This is a genomic window from Alkalithermobacter paradoxus (assembly GCA_002029295.1).
GTDB classification, from domain to species: Bacteria; Bacillota; Clostridia; order Peptostreptococcales; family Peptostreptococcaceae; genus Alkalithermobacter; species Alkalithermobacter paradoxus.
Map to the genome: position 1 here is coordinate 77,361 of MZGW01000002.1, position 15,822 is coordinate 93,182.

Annotated in this window: 18 protein-coding genes; 12 read left to right on the plus strand and 6 right to left on the minus strand. The window is 30.4% G+C overall.

What is annotated here, in order from left to right; all coding sequences use genetic code 11:
• Positions 1 to 81: 81 nt before the first annotated feature.
• The 3 genes from CLOTH_RS03340 (at position 82) to CLOTH_RS03350 (ending at position 1,317) form a co-directional block, all read left to right on the plus strand.
• Positions 82 to 516, plus strand: a complete 435-nt coding sequence (locus CLOTH_RS03340) for a hypothetical protein (RefSeq protein WP_331721985.1) — start codon at positions 82 to 84, stop codon at positions 514 to 516.
• Between the two features lie 13 nt (positions 517 to 529).
• The gene (locus CLOTH_RS03345; RefSeq protein WP_079411218.1) at positions 530 to 958 is read left to right on the plus strand and encodes a ferritin-like domain-containing protein; all 429 of its coding nucleotides are present in this window, start codon (positions 530 to 532) and stop codon (positions 956 to 958) included.
• Between the two features lie 95 nt (positions 959 to 1,053).
• Entirely contained in the window at positions 1,054 to 1,317 is a 264-nt protein-coding gene (locus tag CLOTH_RS03350) for a late competence development ComFB family protein (protein WP_079411220.1), read from the plus strand.
• A gap of 28 nt (positions 1,318 to 1,345) precedes the next feature.
• Here the strand turns inward: CLOTH_RS03350 and CLOTH_RS03355 are convergent, their stop codons facing one another.
• The 3 genes from CLOTH_RS03355 to CLOTH_RS03365 form a co-directional block, all read right to left on the minus strand.
• Entirely contained in the window at positions 1,346 to 3,007 is a 1,662-nt protein-coding gene (locus CLOTH_RS03355; RefSeq protein ID WP_331721986.1) for a BCCT family transporter, read from the minus strand.
• 388 nt (positions 3,008 to 3,395) lie between these two features.
• The gene (locus CLOTH_RS03360) at positions 3,396 to 4,082 is read right to left on the minus strand and encodes a 4Fe-4S binding protein (protein ID WP_079411222.1); all 687 of its coding nucleotides are present in this window, start codon (positions 4,080 to 4,082) and stop codon (positions 3,396 to 3,398) included.
• Between the two features lie 226 nt (positions 4,083 to 4,308).
• Complete coding sequence (locus CLOTH_RS03365) at positions 4,309 to 4,632, minus strand: hypothetical protein (RefSeq protein ID WP_079411224.1); 324 nt, start codon at positions 4,630 to 4,632, stop codon at positions 4,309 to 4,311.
• A gap of 277 nt (positions 4,633 to 4,909) precedes the next feature.
• Between CLOTH_RS03365 and CLOTH_RS03370 the strand changes: the two genes are divergently transcribed.
• The 6 genes from CLOTH_RS03370 to CLOTH_RS03395 all read left to right on the plus strand — a co-directional run bounded on the left by CLOTH_RS03370 (position 4,910) and on the right by CLOTH_RS03395 (position 10,693).
• A complete protein-coding gene (locus CLOTH_RS03370; RefSeq protein ID WP_079411226.1) occupies positions 4,910 to 6,385 on the plus strand; it encodes a glycoside hydrolase family 32 protein in 1,476 nt (491 codons plus the stop codon).
• A 220-nt stretch (positions 6,386 to 6,605) separates the two neighbouring features.
• Positions 6,606 to 7,475: a Rossmann-like and DUF2520 domain-containing protein gene (locus CLOTH_RS03375; RefSeq protein ID WP_079411228.1), complete on the plus strand. Its 870-nt coding sequence runs from the start codon at positions 6,606 to 6,608 to the stop codon at positions 7,473 to 7,475.
• 1 nt (position 7,476) lies between these two features.
• On the plus strand, positions 7,477 to 8,310 hold the full coding sequence (gene panB, locus CLOTH_RS03380; protein WP_079411230.1) for a 3-methyl-2-oxobutanoate hydroxymethyltransferase: 834 nt from the start codon (positions 7,477 to 7,479) through the stop codon (positions 8,308 to 8,310).
• 13 nt (positions 8,311 to 8,323) lie between these two features.
• Positions 8,324 to 9,175 carry a pantoate--beta-alanine ligase gene (gene panC, locus CLOTH_RS03385; RefSeq protein ID WP_079411232.1) on the plus strand — a complete coding sequence of 284 codons (852 nt, stop codon included), beginning with the start codon at positions 8,324 to 8,326 and terminating at the stop codon, positions 9,173 to 9,175.
• 1 nt (position 9,176) lies between these two features.
• Positions 9,177 to 9,560 carry an aspartate 1-decarboxylase gene (panD, locus tag CLOTH_RS03390; RefSeq protein WP_079411234.1) on the plus strand — a complete coding sequence of 128 codons (384 nt, stop codon included), beginning with the start codon at positions 9,177 to 9,179 and terminating at the stop codon, positions 9,558 to 9,560.
• A gap of 20 nt (positions 9,561 to 9,580) precedes the next feature.
• On the plus strand, positions 9,581 to 10,693 hold the full coding sequence (locus CLOTH_RS03395) for a 4-hydroxybutyrate dehydrogenase (RefSeq protein ID WP_079411236.1): 1,113 nt from the start codon (positions 9,581 to 9,583) through the stop codon (positions 10,691 to 10,693).
• A 19-nt stretch (positions 10,694 to 10,712) separates the two neighbouring features.
• Here the strand turns inward: CLOTH_RS03395 and CLOTH_RS03400 are convergent, their stop codons facing one another.
• From CLOTH_RS03400 to yedE, 3 genes are read right to left on the minus strand one after another with little or no spacing between them, the layout of a single operon-like run.
• Positions 10,713 to 10,997, minus strand: coding sequence for a DUF3343 domain-containing protein (locus tag CLOTH_RS03400; protein WP_331721987.1), 285 nt, complete (start codon positions 10,995 to 10,997; stop codon positions 10,713 to 10,715).
• Positions 10,998 to 11,213, minus strand: coding sequence for a sulfurtransferase TusA family protein (locus tag CLOTH_RS03405; protein ID WP_079411240.1), 216 nt, complete (start codon positions 11,211 to 11,213; stop codon positions 10,998 to 11,000).
• Positions 11,203 to 12,294, minus strand: a complete 1,092-nt coding sequence (gene yedE, locus CLOTH_RS03410; RefSeq protein ID WP_079411242.1) for a YedE family putative selenium transporter — start codon at positions 12,292 to 12,294, stop codon at positions 11,203 to 11,205. Before yedE ends, CLOTH_RS03405 begins: the two co-directional genes overlap by 11 nt.
• A 246-nt stretch (positions 12,295 to 12,540) precedes the next feature.
• On the opposite strand from yedE, the gene licT reads away from it, so the two are divergent.
• From licT to CLOTH_RS03425, 3 genes are all read left to right on the plus strand, one after another.
• Positions 12,541 to 13,368, plus strand: coding sequence for a BglG family transcription antiterminator LicT (gene licT / locus CLOTH_RS03415; RefSeq protein WP_079411244.1), 828 nt, complete (start codon positions 12,541 to 12,543; stop codon positions 13,366 to 13,368).
• 191 nt (positions 13,369 to 13,559) lie between these two features.
• Positions 13,560 to 14,852 carry a PTS transporter subunit EIIC gene (locus CLOTH_RS03420; protein WP_079411246.1) on the plus strand — a complete coding sequence of 431 codons (1,293 nt, stop codon included), beginning with the start codon at positions 13,560 to 13,562 and terminating at the stop codon, positions 14,850 to 14,852.
• A 16-nt stretch (positions 14,853 to 14,868) separates the two neighbouring features.
• On the plus strand, positions 14,869 to 15,816 hold the full coding sequence (locus CLOTH_RS03425) for an aminoimidazole riboside kinase (RefSeq protein WP_079411248.1): 948 nt from the start codon (positions 14,869 to 14,871) through the stop codon (positions 15,814 to 15,816).
• Positions 15,817 to 15,822 lie beyond the last annotated feature (6 nt).

A 15,822-nucleotide genomic window follows, 5' to 3' on the forward strand; every position in this document is an offset into this window, starting at 1 on the left:
TTTTTTGTAGTTTTTTCAGTTTTGTTGACACTAAACAGGAGCTTTGGTAATCTTTATATAATATAAGAAAGGGGGATGCTTGTGAGCAGCTTTGATTATGAAGGTATTATATCTAAATTATCCAACTGTTGTTTAACAGAATCAGGTTGTGGTTTTTGTGAAAAAGAAGATTGTCTTATAGGATATTCTAAGCAATGTCTAGTAAAATGTTTGAAAGAACAAGAAGAGTACATAGAAAATGGTATGGAATATATGCCGCAAGGAAGCTCTAAAATCTACAATGAAGACTCAGTAGCACAGGCTATCGGATTTTTATTAAACCAGTGTAAAAATTGTAATTTATATCATGATGAAGAATGTCTAGTAAATATTATTAGATCATCTCTTGAAATTATTGCATTAGGTGAAGCTCAAGAATACTTAGGAAGTACTTTAATGTATATGAATGATGTAAAAAATGTAAATAAGGATATTGCAGAGAAAATATTTAAATATTTCCAAAATTATAAGAAATAGAAAGGAGATAATTATGGATAGAATAGATCTTGTTGTAGAAAATATTATTGGAGAAACAAAAGGAACTAGTTTAGAAAGAATAGTTAAGCAAAACTTTTCAGGAGAAACTTCTGAGGTAGGTATATATCTTGCTATGGCTAGATTAGCACAAAGACAGGGATATCCAGAAATTGCTGAGGTTTTAAAGACTATAGCCTGGGAAGAAGCAGAGCATGCAGCACGTTTTGCTGAATTTAATGGCCTAATAAAAGAAGATATATTTGAAAACATTAGACAAATGTTAGAAGGAGAAACGTTTGCTAATAAGTCTAAAAAAGAAGCTGCAGATAAGGCTAAAGAACTTGGATTAGATTCAGCTAGTGATTATTTCAATGAATCATCAAAAGATGAAGCAAGACATGCTAGGATGCTTGAAGGTATACTAAGAAGGTATACTAAGTAAACCTAGAATTCAAATACTGGTAATATAATATCCCAGTTGCAAAAACCTAGTATTAATAATACAATGTATATTAACAAATACTAGGGGGAGATTACATGCCTAAAAATTATATGGAAACAGTTGTAGATTATTTACTTCCTAATGTTTTGCAAAAATACAGTAATATATGTACTTGTGAAAAGTGCATAGAAGATATAAAGGCCATAGCCTTAAATAATTTGCAGCCTATATATATTGTTAGTCAAGAAGGTCATGCATATGCAAAGCTAAATGAGATGAGTAGCCAATTTAAAGCTACTGCAATACAAAAAATTGTGGAAGCTGTTGAGATAGTTATAAAAAACGTGAAACACGGATAACCTCCTAGAATTCTAGGAGGTTTATTCGTTATTCAAATTTAATATCTTTATCTTTGTTGTATTCTTTCATAATTCTTTTGTACATCTTCATATTTTTAATTCTTCTTTGCTTTTTATAAGATTCCTGAAGACTTTGAGCAAGTAGTATGCTCATAATAATTAGTATTATGGTGAATGGAAGACCTGTAGTTATTACAGCTGTCTGTAGTGCTGAAAGTGCCTTTTCTCCACCAATTACTAAAAGCATAGCAGCAACAAAACCTTCCATACAAGCCCAGAAAACTCTTTGAGGAACTGGTGAATCAAGTTTTCCACCAGATGTTATATTGTCTACAACTAAAGACCCTGAGTCGCTTGATGTAACAAAGAATGAAATAACTAAAACAGTACCTAGTATTGATAAAACAACTCTTATAACTCCTGATAAAAGTGGAATATTTAAATAGTTTATCATCTCGAATAAAGCTACTGGTAGATTGTTTTGAACTACTTCAAATAATGCACCATTAACCTGTTCATTTATATATATAGCAGTTCCTCCAAATACAGAAAGCCATATGAAAGATAATAAAGAAGGAACTATTAATACAGCTAAAACAAACTCCCTAATTGTTCTTCCTTTAGATACCCTCGCTATGAACATTCCAACGAATGGAGACCAAGATATCCACCATGAAAGATAGAACACAGACCAACCACCTTGCCAAGACGCATCTTTAAGAGATATATAAAATGATGATTTGACAAAATCATTTAGATAGACTCCTAAAGCATTAGAGAATAATCTAATTATATAAGGTGTAGGTCCTAAAAGTAAAATACAAACCATAAATATTAAGGCTATTTTTATATTAAGCTCAGATAATATTTTTACACCTTTATCTATTCCAGAAACAACAGATAAAGTAGCCATAAGTGTAATTATAATAATTAATATAACTTGGATATTAACTGAGAAAGGAATTCCTAATAGATAATTCAATCCGCTGTTGATTTGTTGAACTCCTAGTCCTAGTGAGGTAGCAAGCCCAAACAAGCATGCGACAACTGCAAGAATATCTATTATATCTCCAAGTATTCCATACACTTTATCTTTAAATATAGGATAAAATACAGCTCTTAGAGAAAGCGGTAAATTCTTGTTATAAGCAAAATATGCTAAAGATAATGAAATTAAAGCATATATTGCCCAAGGGTGTAATCCCCAGTGAAAGAAAGTAGTTGCCATAGCGGAATATGCTATATTATCGTGAGTAAAAATAGGAGGTCTAACTACAGAATGATACAAAGGTTCACCAACAGACCAAAACATAAGACCTATTCCCATACCGGCAGATATAAGCATTGAGTACCATGCAAAGTTTGAGAATTCAGGCTCTGACTCAACACCGCCTATTTTTACATCTCCGAGTTTCGAAAATGCAAATGCAAAACAAACTAAAATGAAGAAATTACTAGACAATATGAATAGCCAATCACCTTTAGAAATAATTGCATCTTTAAGCTGGATAAAAACTTGATTTGCATGCTCTAAATTAAGGAAAGCATAAAGAGAGAAAATAAGTATTATCAATCCAGAAACTATTGAAACAACAGGGTTCATGTCCATACCAAACTTTGTAAAGTTTCTGCTGTATAATTTTTCTTCAAGCTCTCTGGTAATATTATTTCCTTTATTACTATTTACCACTAAAATCACCTCGCATCTATTTTGAAAAATTTTGAACTATTTATTCTGTAGACTTGTTTTATATACAGAAAAGATATCGTTAGGTTAAAAGTAGATAAAGATTAGAAAATTGGATAGGTAAAGTCAAAAAAAATACCTGGAATATGAAATTTTAGAATGAATAAAATTCATGATAGCTTTAAAAAAGAAATTGAGCGTAAATATTGAATGTTATAAAATGGGCAAAAATAAGACTTGTGAATATGATATGGTTCTTATTATAGATGAAATAAATAAAAAATGCAAGGAAAATCTGCGAAAAATGAAAAATTGAATAATTAAGTTGCAATTGTACATATTAAATATACAATTACACATTTGGATACTAAGTAAGCAGCCATTAGGCTGCTTACACTATTTTACCATCTGGAGATATAGTTATTTCTTGATATGGAACTATCATTTGAGCATTTAGCATAGCAGTTTTTACTGCATTAGCAATACCTTGGCAACAAGGAACTGACATTTTTACAACAGTTATATTTTTTATGTCTTTAGTTTTGAAGATTTCAGTAAGTTTTTCAGTATAATACTCATTGTCATCAAGCTTAGGACATCCAATAACAGTAAGTTTGCCCTTTATGAAATCTTCATGGAAATTAGCATATGCATAAGCACAGCAATCTGCTGATATTAAAAGGTTGGCTCCATCCCAAAAATCAGCCATTGGGCTTATTAACTTTAGTTGTACTGGCCATTGTCTTAGTTCAGACTTCATTTCTAATTTAGGAGAGACCTTTGAAGGTTCTTCTGAAATAGGTTTCAAAACTTTATTAACTGATGAAGGACATCCTATATTTTGCTTAGAAGCAAAACCCCTTCTTGATTCATCGAATTTTTCTGTTTCTTTTTCTATTAGTTTTATTGCATCAACAGGACATGCAGGAAGGCACATTCCAAGACCATCACAATATGAGTCACTTACAAGTTTTGCTTTTCCATTTATTATCTGTATTGCCCCCTGGTGACAAGCATTTGCACATAGTCCACATCCTATACATTTTGAATCATTTATTTCAATTATATTTCTTTTCATAATTAATACCTCCTCTTATATTTATAAATATATAATACTAGAAAAGGTAGTGAATGTATGTAACTTAGGTCACAAAATATAAATAAACATAAAAAAAGTCTTTCTTTGAAAGATTTTAAAGGTAGACTTTTTGAAATTCATAACGGAAGTTATAAATTATCCACAATTCAAAAAGTTTATAATTTCCTATTCATTATAAAAAAAGGACCTTTATTAAAGATCCTTTTTAGAATATCAAAGAGAGAATAAATGATAAAAGAGCAACTCTAAATACTAAAGTAGAAAGAGAACTTAAAAGTCCTATCACAATAGATGTATATCCGAGAGTTCTTGCTCCTGAAAGAAGTGATACAAATCCCAAGAAAATCCCTAGAATACCTAGAGTAACTGGATAAGCAAATAAAGATACTACAGATGCTATCAAGCCAAGATAACCCCAAAGTCCCGTTGCTCTTACTGTATCTGCACTCCTAAATTCTCTGTAATTAACTCTAGTAGGTGCAAGCTCTGCAGCGTGTTCAGTTTTGTTCTTATTATCTTTGTTATCCATAAAATCACATCCTCTCTAGCAATTTAAGATATAAATAGTTTCTGCTATTTGAAGTATAAAAACCAAGTTAAGTTATTACATATATACATTAAATTGCTTTGGGAGGAATATTGTAGAAAAATTAATTTACTATATGAAAATCCTGAGTTTTGAACCATATACATTTAGAACTTCAACGAATAATTTTTACATGTTTTTATATAAACTATTTGGACAATATAAATTAAATTTAGTAAACTATTGTAATGTAAAGTTAAATTTGACTTGGAGGTAACTTATGAATAAAAATAATGAACTAATGAACAAAGCATACGATGCTATACAAAATAATAAAGACTTAGTTAACAGCGATTACTATAGATTAAAATACCATACAATGCCACCAACTGGACTGTTAAATGATCCAAATGGATTTATACAATTCAAAGGAGAATATCATGTATTCTATCAATTTCATCCATTTGGGACAAATCATGGGTTAAAGTATTGGGGGCATTACAAAAGTAAGGACTTAATAAATTGGGATGATACAGGAATAGCTCTAGCACCTAGCGAGTGGTATGAAAGTCATGGATGTTACTCAGGAAGTGCTGTTGATGATAATGGTATATTAACTTTAGTATACACAGGTAATGTTAAGGATATTGATGGAAATAGAGAAACGTATCAATGCCTTGCAATGAGTAAAGATGGGATAAATTTTGAAAAATATAAGGACAATCCAGTAATACATAATCAGCCTGAAGGTTATACAAGACATTTTAGGGATCCTAAGGTTTGGAGAAAAGATGGAATTTGGTATATGATAATAGGAGCTCAAAGTATTAAAGAAGAAGGAAGAGCTTTGTTATTAAAGTCAGAAAATCTTAAAAACTGGAATCTAGTAGGAGAAGTATCAGGTTCTAATATTAATGGTCTTAATGATTTTGGATTTATGTGGGAATGCCCAGATTTATTTGAGCTTGATGAAAAAGATGTTTTGATAATATCTCCTCAAGGAGTAAAGCCTAAGGGTGATTTATATAACAATATATATCAATCTGGGTACGTAGTAGGAAAGTTAGATTATGAAAGTGGAAATATGAAGCATGGAGAATTTATCGAGCTTGATAGAGGTTTTGAATTTTATGCACCTCAAACAACCATAGATGATAAGGGAAGAAGATTACTTATAGCATGGATGGGACTTCCGGAAGAAGAAGAACATCCAACAACTGAAAAAGGCTGGATACATGCAATGACTATTCCTAGAGTTTTAGAACTTAGAGAAAACAAAGTTATTCAAAAGCCAGTAGAAGAAATGAAAAAACTGAGAAAAGATTTGGTTTCATATAATAATGTAGAAATAAATGATGAAGAAATAACTTTAGAAAATATAAGTGGAGATGTTTTTGAAATAGAAGCTACGTTTGAAGTGAAAGACGCTAAAAAATTCGGTATGAAATTGAGATGTTCTAAAGATTTAAGTGAAGAAACACTTATGTATTATGATAGAGAAGATAGAAAGTTTGTACTTGATAGAAATAAGTCAGGAAAAGGGTATAAGGGAATTAGAAAGTGTTATATAGAAGATAAAAAAGAATTAAAGCTAAATATATTTATGGACACATCTTCTTTGGAGATATTTATAAATGATGGTGAAGAAGTATTCACTTCTAGAATATATCCAGATAAAGAAAGTTTGGGAATAAAAATATTTGCAAATGAAGGAAGTATCAATCTAAGGGAAATAAACAAATGGAACCTTAAATAATGTTTGAAGTTTGAAAAAGTTATGATAATATTAAATTGTGATGGTATCGAAAGAGCTATACACATTCTAGAATAAATGCCTAAAATTTAATATGTTCTCTGCTTTGAGCCTTAGTTGACAAAGACGGATATTGAGCACTCTTTTTAAAAGAGTTACTTTATGTTAAAAAAATAACCCTCTATGTCTATTGATGTAGAGGGTTTTTTAAGGATGTGATATCTTGAATATATGTTTTGTAGGTTCAGGAAAAGTTGCAACATCATTTGGATTTTATTTAAAACAAAAGGGGTATAATATAGTTGGATATTATAGTAAAACCACTGAATCCGCTAAAAAAGCAGCTAATATAACAGAAACTACTTCATATGAAAATTTACAACATATTATTGGTCTTAGCGATATTATATTTATCACAACTAATGATGATGCTATAGAAAGTGTAGTTAACAATATTTGTGATGAAAATATGCTTAGAAAAGACCAGATTATAGTTCATATGAGTGGATCGCTTTCATCAAATGTACTAAAAAGAGCTAAGGACTTTGGATGCTTTGTTTATTCTATGCATCCGTTGCAATCGTTTGCAGATATAGAAGGATCTATAAATAAGCTTAAAAGTACAGTTTTTACTATCGAAGGATGCGATGAAAAAATAGAAGTTATAGAATCAATTTTAAAAAATACAGGAAATAAATATTTTAGAATTGACTCACAGTTAAAAAGTATATATCATGCAGGAGCTTGTGTAGTTTCGAATTACTTAGTAACTTTGATGGATTTTGGACTTTCATTTTTCGAAAAGTCGGGTATAAATAGAGAGGATGCATTTGAGGCTGTGTATCCTTTAATAAGTGGAACATTAGAAAATATAAGGAATTTAGGATGTGAAAAAGGAATTACAGGACCGATAGCTAGAGGAGATATTAATACAGTTAAAAAGCATTTAACTTCAATAGAAGAAAATATCCCAGAAAGGCTTGATTTTTATAGAATAATGGCTCTAAGAACAGTAGATATTTCATCACGTTATGCTTTGAAAGATTCAGAAAAAGTACAAATTCTAAAAAACATATTAAAAGAGGAGAAATAATATGAATAAGAAATTTACAGTAACTTCATTTGCAGAGTGTAAGCAAAGAAATGAAAAAATTACAATGCTTACTGGATACGATTATTCAACGGCTAAATTAATTGATGAAGCAGGCATAGAATGTATATTAGTAGGAGATTCTCTTGGGATGGTTGTACTAGGATATGAATCAACACTAGAAGTTACAGTAGATGATATAATTCATCACTGTAAAGCTGTTGCAAGGGGAACTAAGAATGCATTTATAGTTGGAGATATGCCTTTCTTGTCTTACCATATAAATATAGAAGAAACTATAAAAAATGCAGGAAGAATAATACAAGAAGGCAAAGCTCATGGTGTAAAACTAGAAGGTGGAGTTGAAGTTGTAGATAAGATAAAGGCAATAACAAATGCTCAAATACCAGTTATGGGGCATATTGGATTGACCCCTCAATCTATAAATATGTTCGGTGGATTTAAGGTTCAAGGAAAGAGTGAAGAGCAAGCTAAAAAGATAATAAATGATGCAATAGAGCTTGAAAAAGCAGGTGTATTTGCTATAGTACTTGAAGGAATACCAGAAAAGCTAGCTCAAATTATAACTGATAAACTTACAATACCTACGATAGGTATAGGGGCTGGAAAGTATTGCGATGGACAAGTTTTAGTAACCAACGATATGCTTGGAATGTTCTCTGATTTTACTCCTAAATTTGTAAAAAAATACTCTAACTTAAAAGATGCTATAATATCTTCAACAAAAGAATATATAAGCGAAGTGAAATCATCTGCATTCCCATCTAAAGAGCATACATTTAGCATAAATGAAGAAGTTTTAGAAAAGTTGTATTAATAGGAGAAAATATATGAGTCTTGTAAAAACTATAAAAGAGCTTAAAGAAGAAATAAAAAGAATGTCCTATGGAAAAGATATTTCCATAGGATTTGTTCCAACTATGGGATATTTGCACGAGGGACATATTTCGCTTATAAAAAAAGCTAAATTAGAAAATGATATCGTTGTAGTTAGTGTGTTTGTAAATCCAACTCAATTTGGTCCAAATGAGGATTTTGAAAGTTATCCAAGAGATATAGAAAGAGATTATAATCTTTCTATATCAGGTGGTGCTGATATAGTATTTAATCCAAATGTAGATGAAATGTATCCAGATGGAGCATCTACCTTTGTAAATGTAAAAGGAGATATAACGAATAAACTTTGTGGAAAATCTAGACCAACTCATTTTGAAGGTGTAACAACAGTAGTCTCAAAGCTTTTTAATATAGTAAAGCCAACTAATGCATACTTTGGCCAGAAAGACGCTCAGCAAGTTGCTGTAATACAAAAGATGGTTAGAGATCTTTTCTTTGATATAAATATAGTTTCTTGTCCTATAGTAAGAGAAGAAGATGGTCTTGCTATGAGTTCGAGGAATGTATATTTAAATGAAGAAGAGAGAAATCAGGCTTTAATACTTTCCAAATCATTGTTCAAAGCAAGAGATATGTTTTTAGATGGAGAAAGAGATGCTAATGTATTAAGAAAGTTTATTATAGATAATATAAATACTAAAGAATTAGCTAATATAGACTACGTAGATATAGTAGATGCTAAAACATTAGAAAATGTAGAAACAATAAATAGTAAAGCTATCATAGCTCTTGCTGTTAAGTTCGGAAAAACTAGACTTATAGATAATATATATCTGGAGGTTTAAGATGCTACTTACAATGCTTAAAGCTAAAATTCATGGGGCTACTGTAACTGAGGCTAACCTTAATTATGTTGGAAGTATAACTATAGATTCTGCACTTTTGAAAAAATCTGGTATACTTAAAGGAGAAAAGGTTCAAATAGTTAATAACAGCAATGGAGCAAGGCTTGAAACTTATGTTATTGAGGGTGAAGAAAATAGCGGGATAATATCACTAAATGGTGCCGCTGCAAGACTTGTACAAGTAGGAGATAAGGTAATAATAATGGCTTATGGTATTGTAGATGAAAAAGAAGCTCAAAAGCTAGAACCTAAAATAGTTATAGTAGACAAGGACAATAAAGTTACAGAAACTTTAAATACAGAAATACATGGGGAAATAAAATAAAAAAATTGGGGGGGAGATATATGAAGCTCATAAAGGTAAAAACTGAAATACAAAGGTTTGATTATCTTGTCAATTTTGTAGAGGAATTTAATATTGGAAAAGAAGACTTAATTTTCACAAGCAAGTCCTTATACAATAGATATATCAAGGAGCTTAACTTAGAGTGTGATATTCTTTTAAAGGATACATACGCAAGTGGAGAGCCCTCTGATGATATGATAGATAATATACTAAATGATCTAAAGAATAAAAGTTATTCAAGAGTAGTAGCTATAGGTGGGGGGTCTATAATAGATATAGCAAAGTTCTTAGTTTTAGAAGGGTTTGAAAAGGTAATTGACTTATTTGAAAGAAAAGTATCTTTCGTTAAGAAAAGAGAACTAATAGCTATTCCTACTACATGTGGAACGGGAAGTGAAGTTACAAATATATCTATTGCACATATAACTTCTAAAGATACTAAAATGGGACTTGCTGTAGATGAGCTTTATCCAGATTATGCAGTTTTAGTACCACAGCTTCTTAAAAATTTACCTTCTAAAGTATTTGCAAGTAGTTCAATAGATGCACTAATACATGCTATAGAGTCTTTTCTATCGCCTAAATCTAATGAATATACTGAAGTATTTAGTATAAATGCCATAAAGATGATTTTAGAAGGATACATACAAATCGTAGAAAAAGGATTTGATTATAAAGAAAATATAATTGAAGATTTTATAGTAGCAAGTAACCATGCAGGGATTGCTTTTGATAATACAGGAGTTGGAGCAGTACATGCTTTGTCATATCCTTTAGGCGGAAAATATCATGTGCCTCATGGAGAAGCTAATTATCAGTTCTTTATTAGTGTACTTAAAATGTACTTAGAGAAAAATCCTAAAGGAAAGATAACAAAGTTAAATGAAATTCTTAAAGATATATTAGGAAAAGAAAATGATGTATATGATAGGTTAGAAGAAGTATTAGACAAACTTTTAAAAAGGAACAAATTAAGAGAATATGGAATGAAAAGTGAAGATATACAAATCTTTACAGATAGCGTAATTAATACTCAACAAAGACTTCTTTCAAACAACTATGCTCATCTTTCAAGAGAAGATATATATAAGATATATAGTGATTTATACTAAAAAATAGTCCCAAAAGGGACTATTTTTTGATAAGATTAAAGAATTTAAAGAATGATGTATTAGATTCTTTTTCAATTGTATGAACAGAATCTATTTCTATATTATTTTGTTTACAAATAAGAAGCATATCTTCCTTTTTTTCACAAGGAAATTGGGCAGCTGTTCCACAGCTTGAACTAATTTGCCTTGGAATAGGCATTAACCTTACATTTATATCAGTATTTTTAAAAACGTCTTCAAATCTTAGAGCATGGTAAGTTGAGTGAAATGATACAACGCAGTAATGGTCTTTCAAATTTATCACCTATTTTTGTATAAGAATATTATAGTCTTCATTATTTTCTATTACTTTAATGTTTAATCCTTTAGATTTTACAAATCTTTTTATATTCTCTACAGCAACAACAGAATCTACAATAACTTCAAAAGAAGACCCTTTAAAGTTTTCTACTGCTTGTTTTGTTATTAAAACTGGCTCAGGACAAGATCTTCCTCTAGCATCAAAAATATTATGCTTCAACTTTAACTCCTCCTTGTTTTGTAGATTTTAATCCTCTTATAACACTGTAAGATATAGAAAGAACCGTGATTATACCTATTATAACAGCAAATTTTCCGTTAGAAGTTACACCATTAGGACTAGAAGCAAGTCCAAAGTTATGAGCAAATGCAGCTCCAGTCATTAAACCAAGAATAGTTATAGCTGCATCACTATCTCCTTCTCCTGCTAGGATGGATTGTCTAATAGGGCATCCACCTAGTAATACAGCACATATACCAACTAAAGTCATTCCTAAAAAGTTCCATAAATGATCATTATGAGCTATCGGTTGGCCCTCAAAACCTAACTTGAAAGTCTCAGGAGAAAATATTAGGTTTCCTATAAGAGAGAATACTAATATTCCAACTAATCCCCATAAGAAGTGAAAATCTTTTATAAGTATAGCATCACGTATACCGCCTGCTGTACAAAGTCTTGTTCTTTGAAGAATAATACCAACTAATAATCCTGCACCTAAAGAAATAAATAAAGGAGCTTTCATAGAACCAGGGCCATTTTCACTAAAGAAAATGAAAGAAGGAGCTATAATTAATAATGCTAGTATAGCTACTGAAAATAAAGGCATTATATATCCTTCAAACTTAGTATGTTTGTTACTTTTACCTAGAGTGAATCCTTGTTTAAGTAACTTTATTGCAACTACTATACCAAAAGAATATCCAAATAATCCTGTTAAAGCATTTAAATCTCCATTAGCAAGTCTTAAAATCATTCTGAGAGGACAACCTAAAAATACTAAAGCACCTATCATTAGGAAAAATCCTAAGACAAATCTCAAAATAGGAGACGATCCTCCACGAGGTTTAAATTCACCGTTGATTTTTGAGATTATGAACGCACCTAAGATAAATCCTGGAACTTCAGGTCTTAAATATTGAACTACATCAGCTCTGTGAAGGCCTAAAGCACCTGCTATATCTCTGTAAAAACAAGCGACGCATATTCCCATATTTACTGGGTTACCTAATTTTACAAGTAGAGTTGATAAAATACCTACCAGTCCACCAGAAGGAATGATTTTTAGTTTATCTTCCCACATAATAATACCCCCTTTTATCTTTATTCACATAAATTATAACAAAATAGTTCAAAAATTAACAATTAAGTTTATTTATAGACTGTGGTTATATGTATAAAAAATTTCTATATTAAATACTTATAAAGATATAGTGTGGATTTCTCATATTTTTCTAAAACAAATATTGATTTTCAATCAGAAATAATATGATATAATGGAAAAACAAGGTCTATTAAGGTTTCAACTAAGTAGCAAAGGAGAATTTTTATGAAGATAAAAAAGATACTAAACAATAATGTTGTTGTAGTAAATGATGGGCAAGAAAAGATACTTATGGGTCTTGGAATTGGATTTCAAAAGAAAGTTAATGATGTAATAGATGAATCTAAGATAGAGAAAGTATTTGTGATGAAAGATGATTTAGATAATAGAAAGTTCCAAGAAGTAATGACAAATACTCCGCTTGAATATATAAATATAGCTGAAAAGATAATAAGTTATGCTGAAGAAAATCTAAACTGTAAGCTAAATGATCATGTACATATAGCACTTACAGATCACTTAGCTTATGCAATAGAAAGGCTTAAAGAAGGAATAGATATCAAAAATAAACTTCTAAACGAAATAAAGATACTATATAAAGAAGAATATAATGTAGGTATTTGGGCAAAAGAATTAATTAAAGATGAAATAAATCTTGAGATTTCAGAAGATGAGGTAGGTTATATTGCACTTCACATATACACTGCAAGACTTAGTCATAAGGATATGAAGTATACAATAGATATGACTAGTGTTATTCAAGATATAGTAGATATTATACAAAGTGATTTGGATGTATATATAGATCAAGAAAGTATATCTTACCAAAGGCTTATAACTCATCTTAAATTTGCCATGCAAAGACTCTCAGATAATGAACAGCTTCATGATATGGATGAAAATATGCTAAAGGTTATAAAGGAAAGTTATAAAGAAGCTTTTAAATGTGCTGAAAAAATAGTTAGATATTTAGAATTAGAATTTGAATATACTATTCCAGAAGGTGAAACGGGATATATAGCCCTTCATATACAAAGAATAAAAAATAAATAAGGTTTATTGACAAATATTATTTTGTAAAATAAACTTAATATAAACAATTAATATATCCTCAAGGATTGTGACTGGTTATGCAGGCAAGACCTAAAAATGGCAAAATATTTCATTTTGCTGTTTTTAGGTCTTTTGTATTTTAGTATACTATTTGTGGGAAATTAAAATATAAATCTAGTGGAGGATATAAAATGGATGAGATAAATCTTTCAAAAGAAATAGCAAATGCTTTAGGTGGAGAAGATAATATAGAACATTTTGATATATGTGCAACAAGACTTAGAATATCTCTAAAAGACAACGACAAGGCTGACTTAAATGCTATAAAAAAGTTAGAAGGAGTTGTTGCATGTGTATTTAGAGTTGGACAAGTTCATATAATACTTGGAACTGGGCTTGTATCAAGGGTATATGATAACTTAAGTATATTGGTAAACAATAAAGAAAATAGACAAGAAAGTATAAGTAAAAATAACCTCTTTAGAAAAATATCTAGTATATTTATACCTCTTATACCAGCTTTAGTCGGAAGTGGAATGATTATAGGTATTAATAATACATTGAAAAATATAGGGATAATCAGCGAATACAGTGAAATATACAGATTGTTAGATGCATTTTCAAGTTCTGTATTTATATTTTTGAATATACTAGTGGGGGTTAGTGCTGCTAGAGAATTTGGATCAAACCAAATGTTAGGAGGAGTAGTAGCTGGAATACTGATTCATCCTTCGCTTGAACTTGTAAGTGGAGGAATATTTGCTGTTTTATTGGTTATATTTTTTATGAGTTATGTAGAGAAAAGCTTAAGAAAAATTATTCCAAACTCTTTAGATTTGATACTAACACCTGTTTTTATAATAATAATAACAGGTTTATGTACAGTGTATCTATTATCTCCTGTGGGAAGTTTTTTGACTAATTCTTTCAATGAATTAATAAGATATGCATTTAGTATAGGTAAGGGGATGACTGGACTGTTGCTTGGAAGTGTGTACTCTGTTTTAGTTACAACAGGACTTCATCAAGGATTAAATTCTTTTTATTTAGAGCTATTATCAACTACCGGGATAAACCCCATATTGCCTATAATTGCTATGGCAGATACTGCTCAAGGTGGTGCTGCACTAGCTGTTTATATAAAATCTAAAAATCCACGTATGAAGAAGATAGCTATAAATTCAATACCTGTATGTCTTCTTGGAATAACAGAGCCAGTTATGTTTGGATGTAATTTACCACTGGTAAAGCCTTTTATAGGAGGTATTATAGGAGGAGCAGTAGGGGGATTGTTTGTAGCTTTAATGGAAGTTAGGGCTATAAGTCTAGGACTTTCTGCAATTCCAATAATTTCTATAATACAACAAGGATATGTTATAAAATATATAATTGGATTTTTTATAGCTTTTTCAGTAGCATTTTTGGCTACGTATATTCTTGGTTTTGAGGATGATATTGATGTAGAAGAATTTAAGATAAAATAGGAAAGGAGAATTTATTATGAGGGGAATTATATGTTTAGGAGAGGCACTTATAGATTTTATTCCTGCGGATAGAACTAATACTTTATATGAAAAATGCCCAGGAGGAGCTCCAGCTAATGTTTCAGTAGGAGTAGCAAGACTTTCTGGTAAGTCAACATTTTTAGGTAAGGTTGGGGATGATATATTAGGAAATTTCTTAAAAAACACTTTAATGGATAAAAATGTAAATATAGATTATATGAAGTATACTAAGGAAGCTAGAACTGGAGTTGTATTTGTAGAACTTGATGAATCTGGAGAAAGAAGTTTTTCTTTTTATATAAATCCTAGTGCTGATAGGTTCCTAAAAGAAGAAGATATAGATGAAGATTTATTTAAGGAAAATAAAATTCTTCACTTTGGATCTATTTCTATGATAAGTGAGCCTTCAAGAAGTGCTACTAAAAAGGCTGTAAAACTTGCAAAAGATAACAATATGCTTGTATCTTACGATCCTAATTTAAGACTTGGTCTTTGGGAAAGTGAAGAAGATGCAAGAGAAATTATAATTTCTATGCTTTCAAGTGCTGATATTCTTAAAATATCAGATGAGGAACTTGAATTTATAACTGGTGAAAGTAATATCGAAAAAGGCCTTAGCGTTATGGATAAGTACAACATACCATTAATATTTGTAACTATGGGAAGCAGAGGAAGTTATTTTAAATTCAAAGGTGAAATAACAAAGGTTGAATCTATGAAAGTTGAAACTGTTGATACAACTGGAGCAGGGGATGCATTTGTTTCAGGCATATTATATTCAATAAATGAAGAAGACAGGAATCTTTCACAGCTATCAAGAGAAGATATAATAAATATAACTAAGTTTGGAAGTATATGTGGAGCGTTAGCAGCCTCATCAAAGGGTGCTATGACATCTTTACCAAGTATTGAGGATGTAAATAAGATAAAGGCAGCTATTTAGCTGCCT

Excerpts from the sequence above, each read along its gene's own strand:
- panD (WP_079411234.1), top strand. The coding sequence starts at position 9,177 with ATGCTACTTACAATGCTTAAAGCTAAAATTCATGGGGCTACTGTAACT.
- licT (WP_079411244.1), top strand. The coding sequence starts at position 12,541 with ATGAAGATAAAAAAGATACTAAACAATAATGTTGTTGTAGTAAATGAT.
- CLOTH_RS03365 (WP_079411224.1), bottom strand. The coding sequence starts at position 4,632 with ATGGATAACAAAGATAATAAGAACAAAACTGAACACGCTGCAGAGCTT.
- CLOTH_RS03350 (WP_079411220.1), top strand. The coding sequence starts at position 1,054 with ATGCCTAAAAATTATATGGAAACAGTTGTAGATTATTTACTTCCTAAT.
- panB (WP_079411230.1), top strand. The coding sequence starts at position 7,477 with ATGAATAAGAAATTTACAGTAACTTCATTTGCAGAGTGTAAGCAAAGA.
- CLOTH_RS03345 (WP_079411218.1), top strand. The coding sequence starts at position 530 with ATGGATAGAATAGATCTTGTTGTAGAAAATATTATTGGAGAAACAAAA.
- CLOTH_RS03425 (WP_079411248.1), top strand. The coding sequence starts at position 14,869 with ATGAGGGGAATTATATGTTTAGGAGAGGCACTTATAGATTTTATTCCT.
- panC (WP_079411232.1), top strand. The coding sequence starts at position 8,324 with ATGAGTCTTGTAAAAACTATAAAAGAGCTTAAAGAAGAAATAAAAAGA.
- yedE (WP_079411242.1), bottom strand. The coding sequence starts at position 12,294 with ATGTGGGAAGATAAACTAAAAATCATTCCTTCTGGTGGACTGGTAGGT.
- CLOTH_RS03395 (WP_079411236.1), top strand. The coding sequence starts at position 9,581 with ATGAAGCTCATAAAGGTAAAAACTGAAATACAAAGGTTTGATTATCTT.
- CLOTH_RS03360 (WP_079411222.1), bottom strand. The coding sequence starts at position 4,082 with ATGAAAAGAAATATAATTGAAATAAATGATTCAAAATGTATAGGATGT.
- CLOTH_RS03370 (WP_079411226.1), top strand. The coding sequence starts at position 4,910 with ATGAATAAAAATAATGAACTAATGAACAAAGCATACGATGCTATACAA.
- CLOTH_RS03420 (WP_079411246.1), top strand. The coding sequence starts at position 13,560 with ATGGATGAGATAAATCTTTCAAAAGAAATAGCAAATGCTTTAGGTGGA.